Annotated in this window: 14 protein-coding genes and 1 pseudogene; 6 read left to right on the plus strand and 9 right to left on the minus strand. The window is 71.5% G+C overall.

Features of this window, described 5'->3' with window-relative positions:
- Positions 1 to 28 precede the first annotated feature (28 nt).
- Positions 29 to 1,387: a Pup--protein ligase gene (gene pafA, locus A3CE_RS0101305; RefSeq protein ID WP_020638257.1), complete on the minus strand. Its 1,359-nt coding sequence runs from the start codon at positions 1,385 to 1,387 to the stop codon at positions 29 to 31.
- Positions 1,388 to 1,530: 143 nt separating this feature from the next.
- Between pafA and A3CE_RS0101310 the strand changes: the two genes are divergently transcribed.
- The gene (locus A3CE_RS0101310; RefSeq protein WP_020638258.1) at positions 1,531 to 3,012 is read left to right on the plus strand and encodes a bifunctional phosphatase PAP2/diacylglycerol kinase family protein; all 1,482 of its coding nucleotides are present in this window, start codon (positions 1,531 to 1,533) and stop codon (positions 3,010 to 3,012) included.
- Positions 3,013 to 3,160: 148 nt separating this feature from the next.
- A complete protein-coding gene (locus A3CE_RS0101315) occupies positions 3,161 to 4,393 on the plus strand; it encodes an alpha/beta hydrolase (protein ID WP_020638259.1) in 1,233 nt (410 codons plus the stop codon).
- Positions 4,394 to 4,522: 129 nt separating this feature from the next.
- On the opposite strand, the gene prcA is transcribed toward A3CE_RS0101315, so the two are convergent.
- The 4 genes from prcA to dop form a co-directional block, all read right to left on the minus strand.
- On the minus strand, positions 4,523 to 5,311 hold the full coding sequence (gene prcA, locus A3CE_RS0101320; protein ID WP_026468044.1) for a proteasome subunit alpha: 789 nt from the start codon (positions 5,309 to 5,311) through the stop codon (positions 4,523 to 4,525).
- Between the two features lie 54 nt (positions 5,312 to 5,365).
- Positions 5,366 to 6,220, minus strand: a complete 855-nt coding sequence (gene prcB / locus A3CE_RS0101325) for a proteasome subunit beta (protein ID WP_020638261.1) — start codon at positions 6,218 to 6,220, stop codon at positions 5,366 to 5,368.
- 130 nt (positions 6,221 to 6,350) lie between these two features.
- Positions 6,351 to 6,545 carry a ubiquitin-like protein Pup gene (locus A3CE_RS0101330; RefSeq protein ID WP_003075646.1) on the minus strand — a complete coding sequence of 65 codons (195 nt, stop codon included), beginning with the start codon at positions 6,543 to 6,545 and terminating at the stop codon, positions 6,351 to 6,353.
- 79 nt (positions 6,546 to 6,624) lie between these two features.
- Complete coding sequence (dop, locus tag A3CE_RS0101335; protein WP_020638262.1) at positions 6,625 to 8,127, minus strand: depupylase/deamidase Dop; 1,503 nt, start codon at positions 8,125 to 8,127, stop codon at positions 6,625 to 6,627.
- Positions 8,128 to 8,168: 41 nt separating this feature from the next.
- On the opposite strand from dop, the pseudogene A3CE_RS49780 reads away from it, so the two are divergent.
- Positions 8,169 to 8,686: pseudogene (locus A3CE_RS49780) on the plus strand (NUDIX domain-containing protein).
- Here A3CE_RS49780 and A3CE_RS0101345 read toward each other — a convergent pair.
- The 3 genes from A3CE_RS0101345 to A3CE_RS0101355 are packed head-to-tail and all read right to left on the minus strand — an operon-like array spanning position 8,677 to position 10,626.
- Positions 8,677 to 9,297, minus strand: coding sequence for a hypothetical protein (locus A3CE_RS0101345; RefSeq protein WP_020638264.1), 621 nt, complete (start codon positions 9,295 to 9,297; stop codon positions 8,677 to 8,679). The pseudogene A3CE_RS49780 and the gene A3CE_RS0101345 sit on opposite strands and share 10 nt — an antisense overlap.
- 52 nt (positions 9,298 to 9,349) lie before the next feature.
- On the minus strand, positions 9,350 to 10,291 hold the full coding sequence (locus A3CE_RS0101350; protein ID WP_043790603.1) for an aldo/keto reductase: 942 nt from the start codon (positions 10,289 to 10,291) through the stop codon (positions 9,350 to 9,352).
- Positions 10,288 to 10,626 (minus strand): hypothetical protein, encoded by a 339-nt coding sequence (locus A3CE_RS0101355; protein WP_020638266.1) that lies wholly within the window; start codon positions 10,624 to 10,626, stop codon positions 10,288 to 10,290. The genes A3CE_RS0101350 and A3CE_RS0101355 overlap by 4 nt, the downstream gene beginning before the upstream one ends.
- A 47-nt stretch (positions 10,627 to 10,673) precedes the next feature.
- On the opposite strand from A3CE_RS0101355, the gene A3CE_RS0101360 reads away from it, so the two are divergent.
- Together A3CE_RS0101360 and A3CE_RS0101365 are read left to right on the plus strand one after the other, a co-directional pair.
- Entirely contained in the window at positions 10,674 to 11,012 is a 339-nt protein-coding gene (locus tag A3CE_RS0101360; protein ID WP_020638267.1) for an ArsR/SmtB family transcription factor, read from the plus strand.
- Positions 11,013 to 11,079: 67 nt separating this feature from the next.
- Positions 11,080 to 11,961, plus strand: coding sequence for a TIGR03620 family F420-dependent LLM class oxidoreductase (locus tag A3CE_RS0101365; RefSeq protein ID WP_020638268.1), 882 nt, complete (start codon positions 11,080 to 11,082; stop codon positions 11,959 to 11,961).
- On the opposite strand, the gene A3CE_RS0101370 is transcribed toward A3CE_RS0101365, so the two are convergent.
- A complete protein-coding gene (locus tag A3CE_RS0101370) occupies positions 11,950 to 12,786 on the minus strand; it encodes a DUF3626 domain-containing protein (protein ID WP_020638269.1) in 837 nt (278 codons plus the stop codon). The two genes, A3CE_RS0101365 and A3CE_RS0101370, sit on opposite strands and share 12 nt — an antisense overlap.
- Before the next feature lie 99 nt (positions 12,787 to 12,885).
- Here A3CE_RS0101370 and A3CE_RS0101375 point away from each other — a divergent pair, with 99 nt between their 5' ends.
- Complete coding sequence (locus A3CE_RS0101375; RefSeq protein ID WP_020638270.1) at positions 12,886 to 13,830, plus strand: DMT family transporter; 945 nt, start codon at positions 12,886 to 12,888, stop codon at positions 13,828 to 13,830.
- Positions 13,831 to 13,849: the final 19 nt, after the last annotated feature.

The following is a 13,849-nucleotide window of genomic DNA, read 5'->3' on the forward strand; positions in this document are numbered from 1 at the left end:
CCCTCAATGTGCCATTCACGGACCTGGCCTAGAGCGAGCTGATCAGGCGTTCCACGCGTTCGTCGACCGAGCGGAACGGGTCCTTGCACAGGACCGTGCGCTGGGCCTGGTCGTTCAGCTTCAGGTGCACCCAGTCGACCGTGAAGTCACGGCCCGCGGCCTGGGCGGCGGCGATGAAGTCGCCGCGCAGCTTCGCCCGGGTCGTCTGGGGCGGGGTGTCCTTGGCCGCCTCGATCTCGCCGTCGTCGGTGACGCGGCGGACCAGGCCCTTGCGCTGCAGCAGGTCGAAGATGCCCCGGCCACGGCGGATGTCGTGGTAGGCGAGGTCGAGCTGCGCGATGCGCGGGCTGGACAGGTCGAGGTCGTGCTTGTGCCGGTAGCGCTCGACCAGCCGATGCTTGATCGCCCAGTCGATCTCGGTGTCGATCTTGCCGAAGTCCTGCTGCTCGACCGCTTCCAGCGCGCGGCCCCACAGCTCGACGACGCGCTCGTTCGCCGCGGTCGAGCCGTTGTCCTTGAGGTGCTGGACGGCGCGGGCGTGGTACTCGCGCTGGATGTCCAGCGCCGAGGCCTCGCGCCCGCCGGCCAGCCGCACCTGGCGGCGGCCGGTGAGGTCGTGGCTGATCTCGCGGATCGCCCGGATCGGGTTGTCGAGGGTGAAGTCGCGGAACTGGACGCCGGCCTCGATCATCTCGAGCACCAGGTTCGCCGAGCCGACCTTGAGCATGGTCGTCGGCTCGGCCATGTTCGAGTCGCCCACGATGACGTGCAGCCGCCGGTAGCGCTCGGCGTCGGCGTGCGGCTCGTCGCGGGTGTTGATGATGGGCCGCGAGCGAGTCGTCGCGCTCGACACGCCCTCCCAGATGTGCTCGGCACGCTGGGAGAGGCAGTAGACCGCGCCGCGCGGGGTCTGCAGCACCTTGCCGGCGCCGCAGATGAGCTGGCGGGTCACCAGGAACGGGAGCAGCACGTCCGCGATCCGGGAGAACTCCCCCGCGCGGGTCACGAGGTAGTTCTCGTGGCAGCCGTACGAGTTGCCCGCCGAGTCGGTGTTGTTCTTGAACAGGAAGATGTCGCCGCCGATGCCCTCGTCGGCGAGCCGCCGTTCGGCGTCGACCAGCAGGTCCTCGAGGATCCGCTCGCCGGCCTTGTCGTGCGTGACGAGCTGGACCAGGTCGTCACACTCGGCTGTCGCGTACTCGGGGTGCGAGCCGACGTCGAGGTAGAGCCGCGAGCCGTTCGACAGGAACACGTTGGAGGAGCGTCCCCACGACACGACCCGCCTGAACAGGTACCGCGCCACCTCGTCGGGCGAGAGCCTGCGTTGTCCGTGGAAGGTGCACGTGACCCCGAACTCGGTCTCGATGCCAAAGATCCGCCGCTGCATTCCACCAGAGTAGGCGCTGGACCCCCTCCGACGGTGGGCCGTTCGGGCGTCGACACGCCCCCAGTACGCCACAGACGGTGAAATCTCCCCGAATCAGGCACGATTGGAGCACGGCTCTTGACGGCACACGGAAGGCGGACCTCTTGGCACACCAGCTCATCCGGACGTTCCGGCGGGTCGGCCGGACCGATCGCGCGCTGATGCGGCGCAGCGCCTCGCTGCCGGTCTCACGGGCGGACGACGCGCTGATGGCACTGTCGAGATCCGCGAACAAGTCCCGCCTGTGGTGGGGCGTCGCCGCGCTGCTGGCCACCCGCAAGGGCGCGGCCCGGCGGGGCGCGCTGCGCGGGGTCGTCGCGATCGCCGGGGCGAGCGCCGTGGCGAACCTCGTCGGCAAGCCGCTCTTTCCCCGCCGCCGCCCGGCCGAGGAAGAGGTGCCGATGCACCGCCGCCTGCGGAAACGGCCCACGTCCTCGTCGTTCCCGTCCGGCCACTCCGCGTCCGCGGCGGCCTTCGCGACGGCCGTGACGATGGAGTCGCCCCGGGCCGGTCTAGCGGTGATCCCGGTGGCGCTGGCGGTGGCCTACTCGCGCGTCCACACCGGCGTCCACTGGCCCTCCGACGTCGGCGTCGGCCTGGGGATCGGCGTCGGCGTGGGCCTGGCCACCCGGCACTGGTGGCCGCTGCACGACGACGTCCCGGGCCGCACGGCCCACGACGCGGACGCCCCCGAGATGGTCGACGGCGACGACATGCTCGCGGTGGTCAACCCGAACTCCGGGGTGGCCGGGCAGGACCCGACCGAAGACGTCCGCTTCGCCTGGCCCAAGGCCACGCTGCTCTACCCGGACCCCCAGCAGGACCTCCGCGCCCAGCTCGAAGCCGAGATCGACGCCCGCGGCACGGTCCGCGCGCTCGGCGTGGCGGGCGGGGACGGCACCGTAGCCGCTGTCGCGGCGGTCGCCGCCGAACGCGACCTGCCGCTCGCGCTGGTCCCGGCGGGCACGCTCAACCACTTCGCCCGCGACGTCGGCGTCAGCTCCATGCCCGAAGCCGACGCGGCGACCGAAGTCGGCAACGCCGTCCGCGTCGACCTGGGGGAAGTCGAGATCGAGGGCGCCGACGGGACCGCCCACCGCTGGTTCGTCAACACCGCCAGCCTCGGCGGCTACCCGGAGATGGTGCGGCTGCGCGAGAAGCTCCAGCAGCGGCATCCCAAGTGGCCCTCGGCCGCGATCGCGCTGGCGCGGACGCTGCGGCACGCCAAGCCGCTGACCGTCCGGCTCAACGGCAAGCGCACCCAGGTCTGGCTGCTGTTCGTCGGCAACGGCACGTACGCGCCGAAGGGCTTCGCGCCCAGCCGGCGGCCCGCGCTCGACACCGGCCTGCTCGACATCCGCTACCTGCGCGCCGACCTGCCGTACTCGCGGGCCCGGTTCCTGCTCGCGATGATCACCCGCAGCCTCGCCGCCAGCCACGTCTACCACGAGCTCGACCTGCCGGAGCTGGACGTCGAGCTGCTCGACGGCAACCGCCGCGTCGCCACCGACGGCGAGGTCGGCCCGCTCGGCAACCGGTTCCGCTTCCGGTCGCGGCCCAGCGCCCTCACCCTCTACCGGCTTTAACGGCTCTTTACCTTCTCTCAACGAACCCACAGCTACTCCCCGCTAGCTTCGCGTTCGAGTTGCGGGCAACCATGCCCGCGGCGGGCATTTCGGGGGTTCCGGGTGGCGGAGCCCCGGTTGTCACAGCCAGGGGACGAGCGGGGATTCGATGGACGGGCACGGCCTGGCGAGCGTCATCCACCGGGCCGGGACCGATCCGGTGCTGCCCGGCGACGTCACCGCCCGCGCCCGCGACCTCGGGCCGCTCGAGTCGCCGCTCATCTGGCTGGCCCTCGCCTCGGCCGCCGTCGCCGTCCTCGCCGTCGTCGTCGCGCTCTGGTACCACCGCCGCGTCCGGCGCTGGGGGTTCACCGCGTTCGGCGTGCTCCTGCTGCTGGCCGCGGTCACCGCCTTGAACAGCTACGTCGGGTACGTCCGCACTTCCGACGACCTCGCCCGCCTCCTGCAGCGCGGCCCCGGCGTCGTCAACCTCGCCGGCCACCTGCTCGACGACGGCAAGGAAGCTCCCGAACCGTCCTCGGGTTCGTCGCCGGATTCATCGGACTCGTCGTCGGCGCCGCACGCCGGCACGGGCACGGCCGCCGCGGCCGGCCAGCGGATCGACGTCGTCAACCTTCCCGACCCCGCCCACGGGGTCCCGTCGGGCAGCAACTACGTCATCCTCCCGCCCGGGTACGGCACCGACACCACCCGCCGCTACCCGGTCGTCTACCTGATCCACGGCTACCCGTTCGGCGGCCCCCGCGACTGGCTCACCTCCGGCGACGCCCCCGGCACGCTCTCGGCGCTGCAGCAGGCCAACGTCACCGCCCCGATGATCGTGGTCAGCGTGGACCTGACCGCCGGCAACCCCAGCACCGACTGGGAATGCCTGAACGTGCCCGGCGGCCCCCAGCTGGAGACCTACCTCGCCTCGACCGTCGTCCCGGCCGTCGACCACCGCTACCGGACCATCGCCGACCGGGCCCACCGCGCGCTCGGCGGCATGTCCGGCGGCGGCTTCGGCGCGCTCAACATCGGCCTCCACCACGTCGACGAGTTCGCCACCCTGGTGATCGCCCTGCCCTACGACGACCTCAACGACTCCATCGGCATCCTCGACGGCAACCAGGCCGCGATCGCCGCCAACACCCCCCGGCGCTACCTGCCGGGCATGAAGTTCAGCGCGCCGATCTCGGTGATGCTCGCCGTCGGCACCGGCGCCCCCACCGACGTCACCACCGCCCGGCGGATCGCCGACGCGCTGCGCGCCCGCGGCCAGGAAGCGGTCGTCCACGCCGAACGCGGCTTCAACCACACCTGGCACACCGCCCGCGCCACGCTGCCGTACCTGCTGGCCTTCGCCGACCAGAACTTCCGGGCCTCGCCCGCGGTGTCCTGAAACCCGGTTGCCGCGGCCGGGAAGCTTGAGCATCGACCTCGTCACACACTCCGCGACCGGGCCGGCCGAGCACAGCAGGAAAACGCCGGGTGCGGCCACTCGGCCACACCCGGCGTCTTCACCGCGAAACTATTCGCCTTCCGGCTTCGCCTCCGGCTCCTCGCCCTGCGGGTCCGGGACCGGCAGCAGCGTGTCCAGCGCCGCACCCGTCAGCCGCCGGAACGACCGCCGCGGACGGTCGCGGTCCAGGACCGCCACCTCCAGCTTGATCGGGTCCGCGTCGCTGTTCCCGTTCGCCGGGGCGTTCGACGACGAAGACCCGCTCGACGAGGACGCCGGCGCCGGCTGGGTCGGCGTGCGCAGCGCGGCCACCGCCAATCCCAGCGCCGCCTGCAGGTCCAGGCCGTCCTCGAACGTCTCCTTCAGCTTCGCCGCGATCTTCTCGTTCTGCCCGCCCATCACGATGTACTGCGGCTCGTCGAAGATCGACCCGTCGTAGGTCAGCCGGTACAGCTGGTCCTCCGCCGCGCTCGCCGCGACCTCCGCCACGCAGACCTCCACCTCGAACGGCTTCAGCTGCTCGGTGAAGATGCTGCCCAGCGTCGCCGCGTACGCGTTCGCCAGCGCCCGCGCGCTCACGTCACGCCGGTCGTACTGGTAGCCCTTCAGGTCCGCGTGCCGGATGCCCGCCACCCGCAGGTTCTCGAACTCGCTGTAGCGCCCGACCGCGGCGAACCCGATCCGGTCGTAGATCTCGGAAACCTTGTGCAACGTGGCCGACGGGTTCTCCGCCACGAACAGCACGCCGCCCGCGTACTTCAGCACCACCACGCTCCGGCCGCGCGCGATGCCCTTGCGCGCCAGCTCGGAACGCTCCCGCATCAGCTGCTCGGGAGAGGCATACAACGGCATCGTCACGGTGTGCGCTCCAGGTCTTTCGGTGTTCCAACGTTCACTGTGGTCCGGCTCCGGTCACGAAACCCGGCGCTGATGACGCTCGATCCGCCCCGCCACGACGGCTTCCGCCACCGCCGCCGCCTCGGCCGTGGGCAGCTGCACGGCGCCGTGCTCCGCGGTGACCGTCACGACGGTCGGGAAGATCCGCCGCACCAGGTCCGGCCCGCCCGAGGCGGTGTCGTCGTCCGCCGCGTCGAACAGCGCCTCCACCGCGACCCGCACCGCACTCTCGACGTCGGCGTCCGGGTCGTGCAGCTTCTTCAACGCCGACTTCGCGAACAGCGAACCCGAACCGATGGACGCGTAGCCGCCGTTCTCCTCGTATCGCCCGCCCGCGGCGTCGTACGACACGATCCGCCCGGCGTGCTTCGCGTCCTCGGCGTCCAGGTCGTACCCCACGAACAACGGGATCGCCGCCAGTCCGGCCATCGCCATCTCGAGGTTCGCCTTGACCATCCCGGCCAGCTTGTTCGTCTTGCCGTCCAGCGACAGCGAAACGCCCTCGATCTTCTCGTAGTGCGCCAGCTCCACCGCGTACAGCCGCACCATCTCCACGGCCAGCCCCGCCGTGCCCGCGATGCCCACCGCCGAATACTCGTCGGTGACGTGCACCTTCTCCATGTCGCGGCTCGCGATCAGGTTCCCCGACGTCGCCCGCCGGTCACCCGCGATCAGCACCCCGCCCGCGAAGGTGCACGCGACGATCGTCGTCCCGTGCGGCACACCCAGCTCCGCCGTGCCGCCGGCCACCCGCCGCTCCGGAAGCAGCTCCGGCGCCTGTACCCGCAGAAAGTCCGAAAACGACGACGTCGCCGACGAGAAGTATGCGGCAGGCAGCGCGGGACCCGAGATGCCCCTGGTGTTGTCCATACGTGCTCAAAAATCCCATCTGTGCGGGCCAGGCAAGCCGCAGCCCCGCGCCGGGCGGCCTCCAGGCCACCACCACGCGGGACCCCGGCCGCCGGCTGAACGGTCGGCAAGGGCACGGGGCCCCAGGCGGCTATTCGCCGCCCTTCTGCACGTAGGCCCGGACGAAGTCCTCGGCGTTCTCTTCGAGCACGTCGTCGATCTCGTCGAGGATCGTGTCCACGTCCTCGCCGAGCTTCTCGCGCCGCTCCTGACCCGCCGCGCCGGTGTCCTCGAACTCCTCGTCGGAGTCACCACCGCCGTGCTTTTCGATCTTTTCCTGGGCCATCTCGCCTCCCGGTGTGGCTGATGTTTCCTAGCCTACCCAGCGGCCCCGACATTCGGGGCAACGCCGGTGTGCCGACCGCCTAGTCCGAACCGGTGAGCGCCTCCACCAGCTCCTCCGCCGTCGCCGAGTTGTCCAGCAACTTGCCGACGTGCGCCTTCGTCCCCCGCAGCGGCTCCAGTGTCGGGATCCGCACCAGCGACTCCCGGCCCACGTCGAAGATGACCGAATCCCACGACGCCGCCGCGATCGACGTCGCGTACTTCTCCAGCGCCCGGCCCCGGAAGTACGCCCGGGTGTCCGACGGCGGCGTCGTCACCGCGGCCAGCACCTCTTCCTCCGCCACCAGCCGCTTCATCGACCCGCGCGTGACCAGCCGGTTGTACAGGCCCTTCGCCAGCCGCACGTCCGAGTACTGCAGGTCGACCAGCCGCAGCCGCGGCGCGCCCCAGGCCAGGTTGTCGCGCTGCCGGTACCCCTCCAGCAGCCGCAGCTTCGCCGGCCAGTCCAGCCGGTCCGCGCACTCCTGCGGGTCGCGCGCCAGCGCGTCCAGCACCTCGCCCCAGACCCGCAGGACCTCCTTCGACGCCTGGTCCGCACCGGTGCGTTCCAGGTTCTGGGAAGCGATCTCGTGGTAGGCGAACTGCAGGTCCAGCGCGGTGTACTTCTTGCCGTTCGCCAGCGCCACCTGCTGCTTCAGCGTGGGGTCGTGGCTGATCTGGTGGACCGCCTTGACCGGCTCGTCCAGCTTCAGGTCGTCGAACCGGATGCCCGACTCGATCAGGTCCAGCACCAGCGCCGTCGTCCCGACCTTCAGGTACGTCGAGTACTCCGACATGTTCGCGTCGCCGATGATGACGTGCAGCCGGCGGTACTTGTCCGCGTCCGCGTGCGGTTCGTCGCGGGTGTTGATGATCCCGCGCTTCAACGTCGTCTCCAGGCCGACCTCGACCTCGATGTAGTCCGCACGCTGGGAGAGCTGGAACCCGGCCTCCTCGCTCTGCTGGCCGATCCCGACCCGGCCCGAGCCGGTCACGACCTGCCGCGACACGAAGAACGGCGTCAGCCCGGCGATGATCGCCGTGAACGGCGTCGAGCGCGCGCACAGGTAGTTCTCGTGCGTGCCGTAGCTCGCGCCCTTGCCGTCGACGTTGTTCTTGTACAGCTGCAACGGCGGCTGGCCCGGCACGGAAGCGGCCTTCATCGCCGCCTCCTCCATCACGCGTTCGCCCGCCTTGTCCCAGATGACCGCGTCCCGCGCGTTCGTCACCTCGGGCGCCGAGTACTCCGGGTGCGCGTGGTCCACGTACAGCCGCGCGCCGTTGGTGAGGATGACGTTCGCCGCGCCCAGGTCCTCGACGTCCGGATCGTGCCCCGGCCCGCCGGGCCCGGTCAGGTCGAACCCGCGCGCGTCCCGCAGCGGGCTCTCCACCTCGTAGTCCCACCGCGCCCGCCGGGCGCGCGGGATGTCGGCCGCCGCCGCGTAGGCCAGCACGACCTGGGTGGAGGTGAGTACCGGGTTCGCCGTCGCGTCGCCCGGCACGGAGATGCCGTACTCGACTTCGGTTCCCATGATCCGCCGCATGTCCCCACCCTACGGGGTCGAACTGGTGGAACGATGCACCCATGCCAGGCAGTGACGAACTCGTTGCCCTCTATGACCAGGCCGGCTCGGTGGCCGGCGAGACCACCCGCGCCCGCGTCCGCGCCGAGGGCCTGTGGCACGCCGCCGGCGTCGTCCTGGTCCGTTCGGGTGACGGCAAGGCCGTTTACGTGCACCTCCGCACCCCGGGAAGGACGTCTTCCCGTCGACCTGGGACTGCTGGGCCGGCGGCATGGTCGCCGCCGGCGAGACCCCGGCCGAGTGCGCCCGCCGCGAACTCGCCGAAGAGCTCGGCGTCCAGGGAGTGGAACCCGTCCCGCTGTTCACCAAGATCTACGACGACGGCCGCAACCGCTGCCACAACTTCGCCTTCGAGGTCCGCTGGGACGGCCCCATCCGCCACCAGGCCGAAGAGATCGCCGAAGGCCGCTGGATCACCCTGGCGGACCTGCGCGCCTGGGTCGACGACCCGGCCCCGGAACTGCCGTTCATCCCCGACGGCCGCGAAGGCGTCCAGGAATGGTTCCGCCGCTACGGCTGAGCCGTCAGCTTCGCCGTCATCGCGGGCAGCAGGCGCTTGGCCGCGTCCACCGCGCGGGCCTCGGTGCTCGCCGAGACCGTCAGCCCCGACACGAGCCTTCCCTTGGCCAGCAACACCGTGCAGGTCTTGCCGTCGCACCAGGCACGCTGCAGCTCGACGCCCGGCTGGGCCGGGACAGTCACCGTCTTGCCCGCGCAGTCCGCCTCCGCGACGACCCGGGCGGCCGTCCCGTCCGGGTACGCGACGACGCGGTGGCTCAGCACCGACCCGCTGGGGTAGCGCCAGGTCGCGGTCCGGCTGCTCGCCGAGGGCCCGTCCGCCAGGCACCCCGAAGCCTCACCCGAGCCCGGCTGCACACCTTCCTCGGCGACGTCGGTGTCGGACAGCAACGCCCGCTCCGCGAGCCGGCCGGGATCGGGCACTACCGCGGAAGGCGTGACCGGAGCCGCCTTCGCGGCACTCACCGGAGCGTCCGAGACGGGCGGGACCGCCGAGGACGTGGGCACCGGATCGTCGTAGTACGTCTCCAGGTTGTTCGGATCGGGCCCGTCGCAGCCCGTGAGTCCCACCAACGCGACCGCGGCCAACGCGATCGCCTGCCGATGACGCACCTGCTCCGGCCTCCTGTCGTCCTTGGCGTGCAGCGAAGGGTAGTGCAGCCCTTCAGTCCCACGCCAAGGAGGACCGGTGCCGCCAGTACTCGCCCGGTTCCTCGGCGAGCGCGGCCAGCGCGTCCCGTTCCGCGGCGGTCAGGTCCAGCGCCGTGGCCCGCAGGTTCGCCGCCAGCTGCGCGGTGCTCGCCGGGCCGATGACCGCGCGGTCGACCCAGTCCGGCGCCAGCGCCGCGGCCACCGCGACCGCGTCCGGCCCGGTCCCGTGCGCCGCCGCGATGTCCCGCACGACGGACGGCGCTTCGACCGCCAGCCTGCCGTTGGCCAGGGTTTCCTTGACCAGCACCCGTTTCCCGGCCGCGTGTGCCGCGGCGAGGGCCCGGCCCGCCGACGGCTCGAGGACGTTCCACGTCGACTGCACCGCCGAGAACACCGGGCGTCCCGCGGCTTCCAGCGCGAACGCCCGCTCGATCGCGTCCGCCTGCGCCGGCCCGGACGTCGAGAACCCCACCGCGACACCGTTCGCGGACAGCTCCGCCAGCGCTTCCAGGAGCGGCTCGTCGGTGAACAAAGGACTGTCCACAGTGAGCGAATGCACCTGGTGAAGACCCACCCGATCCCCCAGCAGCGCCAGGGTTTCCGCCCACTGCGTGGCGAACCGCGCCGCCGAATGCTCCTTCACCTCGTGCACGTCGGCGTCGAGCCGCCAGTCCCCGACGTACGCGTAACCCCACTTGCTGGAGACCTCGACGTCGGCGTGCCCGCGTTCGGCGAGCCAGCCGGCCAGGAACTCTTCCGAACGCCCGTAGGACCGGGCCACGTCGACGTGCCGGACACCGGCGGCGTAGGCGGCGTCGAGCACCTCGGACGTCGCCGCCCGCATCGAAGCGACGTCCCGCACCGGCGGCAGCGCCCCGTCCCGGCCGAGGTTGATGTAGGCGGGCCTGCCCAGCGCCGCCAGGCCGAGCGCGATGCGGTCCACGGATCCCCTCACGCCGTCTGCTTGTGCCGGAGGATGGCCAGCCACTGATCGGAGTTCTGGGCCTGACGGTGGAGCTTTTCCAGCCGCGCGGCCGGCGCCCGGACGTAGCCCTTGCCGAAGACCGGCGCGATCTGGCGGAGGCTGGCGCCGCCTTCGCGGGCGGCGAGCAGCAGCCAGTCCGACGCGTCGGCGCACGCGGCGGACGCCCGGCGGAACTCGCCGAGGAGGTCGATGAGCTCCTGAGCGTTCACCTCCCCCGCCTGGACGGCGGCCGCGGCCGTCTCCAGCCAGGCCAGGATGTCGGACTCCGTGATCGGCGCGCGCGGCCGCCGGGTTTCTTCGCTCACGCCCGTGAGTATAGGTCGTTATACGCCGATATACTGGGAGCGACACCATGACGACGCGCACCGAATCCCAGGCCGACGTCGAGCAGCTGCTCGACGTGTTCAAGGCGCTCGCGAACCCGGTGCGGCTACAGGTACTGCAGTGGCTGCGGGAGCCGGAACGGCACTTCCCGGTGGAGCGGGCGATTGCCGACCCGGTGGAGGTCGGCGTGTGCGTGAGCCACATCCAGGAGAAGCTGGGGCTCGCGCAGTCGACGGTCTCGGCGTACATGGCGTCGCTGCAGCGTGCCGGGCTGGTCCGGGCCACGCGCGTCGGCAAGTGGACGCACTACAAGCGCGACGAAGCCCGGATCGCCGAGTTCGTCGCGATGCTCGGCCACTCCCTCTGACCCCTCCCCTCCCCCGCTACACCACCCGCCCGGCCACTCATATCGAAAATCTGCGATACTTCGAAGTATGGGTACGATCGAGGACATGCGGCTCGGCCGCTACGGGATCTGGACGTTCGACTTCGAGGACCAGCCGGCCGCCCTGATCCGGGACTCCGTGCAGGAGCTGGAAGAGCTCGGCTGGCCGGCGATCTGGATCCCGGAGAGCGACGGGCGGGAAGCCCTGACGCACGCCGGGTTCCTGCTGTCGGCCACCGAACGCCTCGCCGTGGTCAACGGGATCGCGCAGATCTGGTCCCGTGGTCCGCAGTGGACCCGGGGTGCGGCCCTGCTGCTGGCGGACGCCTACGCGGACCGCCACCTGCTCGGCCTCGGCTTCGGCGCCGGGAAGCCCGGCGCGAAGCCGCTTCGGGCGATGAACGACTACCTCGACGCCCTGGACACCGTCACCAACGGCAACCCCCGGCCACGCGCACCGATGCGACGGCTGCTCGCGGCGTACGGCCCGAAGATGCTGGAGCTGGCCCGCGACCGATCGGCGGGCGCCCACACCTACCACGTGACCCCGGAACACACCGCCCAGGCGCGCGAGATCCTCGGTGACAGCCCGTTCCTCGGCGTCGAGCAGGCCGTGCTCTTCGAAACCGACGCGGCCAAGGCGCGGGAGGTCGCCCGCGCCCACCTGCACCTGTACCTGACCTCGGAGTACAACGTCGCGAAGTTCCGGCGGCTCGGCTACACGGAAGCGGACATCGACGGCGGCCGCGGCAGCGACCGTCTCGTCGACGACCTGGTGTTCTGGGGCGATCTCGAGACGATCACCGCGAAGCTGGGCGGACACCTCGACGCGGGCGCCGACCACGTGGGCGTCCAGGTCGTCGGGGTCGAGCCGGGCACCTCGGCCATGCCGCACTGGCGGCGACTGGCCGAGGTGCTGCTAGCCGGGTGAGCCGAACCGCGCGGTGCAGTGCCACACGCGCTTGAGCACCTGGGGGTCGTGCCGGCCGGCGCGGACGGCGTCGCCGATGACGCGGGCATCCAGCCACCCGCCCTGGGCGATGTCTTCGCCGGCCCGCACGGCGTCCGCGCCGCGGTAGTCCGCGTGCTCGGCGAGCTTGGCCACCGGCAGCCGGAACCCGTGGTGCCAGCAGATCGGGAACCGGAACTCCGCGGCGGCCGCTTCGACGTCGGTGCCCCGGAAGGACGGGTCCAGCACCAGGGCCGCGACGTCGTCCGGCAGCCGCAGCGGGCCGTGGACGTGGGCTTCGATGTAGTCGTCGAGCTCGTCGGGGGCGTCCGCCTCGACGAGGGGGATCAGTGGCATGTGCGTGCTCGTGCCGAAGTGCGTCGGCTCGTTGAAGCTGTCCGGATAGCAGAACGTCGTCCGCCCCAGCACTTCGCGTTTGAGCCGGAAGTGCGCCGAACCGAACCGCACCGAGCCGCCGGCCGGGCGGCGGCGGTGGTTGAGTGAGCCGTACTTCGGACGGGCGGACGGTGGCAGTTCGTCGTAGACGCCGCCGAACATCCGGTGTTCCCAGTGCCACCGATCCCCGCCGGGGCGCGCGGTCAGGCCGCCGTTGCTCGTGCCCGTCTCGAACTGCGAGCGGTAGACACCGTCCGTCAGCCAGTGCCGCAGCAGCGACCTCTCCCCCACCAGCCGGTCCGGGTGGAAGTGGATCGTGACGTCCAGGTCCGCCGGCAGCGGCGGCCCGGCGACCCGGTCCGCGACATGCCTGACGGCTTCCGGCCACCGCCGTGCGGTTCTCCCCGCCATGGATGGCACCCTACCGCCGTGGCGGTATAGGTCGTTATACACAACGCGGGGCCGGGAAACCGCTGGCATCGCGGCCGGTTCGCCGGTTTGACTGCGCCCATGCGATCGGCGGAGTTCGGGGTCACGGTGCGGTTCGCGCTGCTGGCGCTGGTGTGGGGTGCGAGTTTCCTGTTCATCAAGGTCGGTCTCGGCGGGCTCTCCCCCGGTCAGGTCGCGCTCGCCCGCGTCGCGCTGGGCGCGCTGGCGCTGGCCGTGGTCCTGGCGGTGCGCCGGCGGCCGCTCCCCCGTGATCCCGTGCTGTGGGGTCACCTCGCGGCCGTGTCGGTGTTGTTGTGCGTGGTGCCGTTCCTGCTGTTCTCGTGGGCGGAGCAGTACATTTCGTCCGGTTTGGCCAGCATCTTCAACGCGACGACGCCGCTGGTCACGATGCTGCTGGCGGCCGCGGCGCTGCCGGAGGAGCGGTTCACGCCGCCGCGGGTGCTCGGCCTGCTGCTCGGGTTTCTCGGCGTGCTCATGATCGTCGGGGTGTGGCACGGCATCGACGTGTCCCACCAGCTGACGGCCCAGCTGGCCTGCCTCGGCGCGACGACGTGCTACGGCGCGTGTTTCGTGTACCTGCGCCGGTTCGTCTCACCACGGGGGACGGATCCGGTGGTCGTCGCGTTCGGGCAGACGGCGTCGGCGACGGTGATCCTCGGCCTGCTGACCCCCGCGATCGCGGCGACGCCGGTGCACCTCGACCTGCCGGTGGTGGCGAGCATGATCGCGCTCGGCGTCTTCGGCACGGGCCTGGCCTATGCCTGGAACACCCGCATCATCGCCGCCTGGGGTGCGGCCAACGCCTCGGCGGTGACGTACCTGACCCCGGTGGTCGGGGTCCTGCTCGGCGTGCTGGTGCTGGGGGAACCGGTGAGCTGGAACCAGCCGGCCGGCGCACTGCTCGTGGTGCTGGGGATCCTCGCCGCCCACGGGAGGTTGCGCCCGCGCCGAAGCAGCGAGCCGAACTCGTCCGTCGTTAGACACGCCGATGGGGCGGCTGCCTAAGCAGCCGCCCCATCGCGCG

The sequence above is a fragment of the Amycolatopsis balhimycina FH 1894 genome, assembly GCF_000384295.1.
Taxonomy (GTDB): Bacteria; Actinomycetota; Actinomycetes; order Mycobacteriales; family Pseudonocardiaceae; genus Amycolatopsis; species Amycolatopsis balhimycina.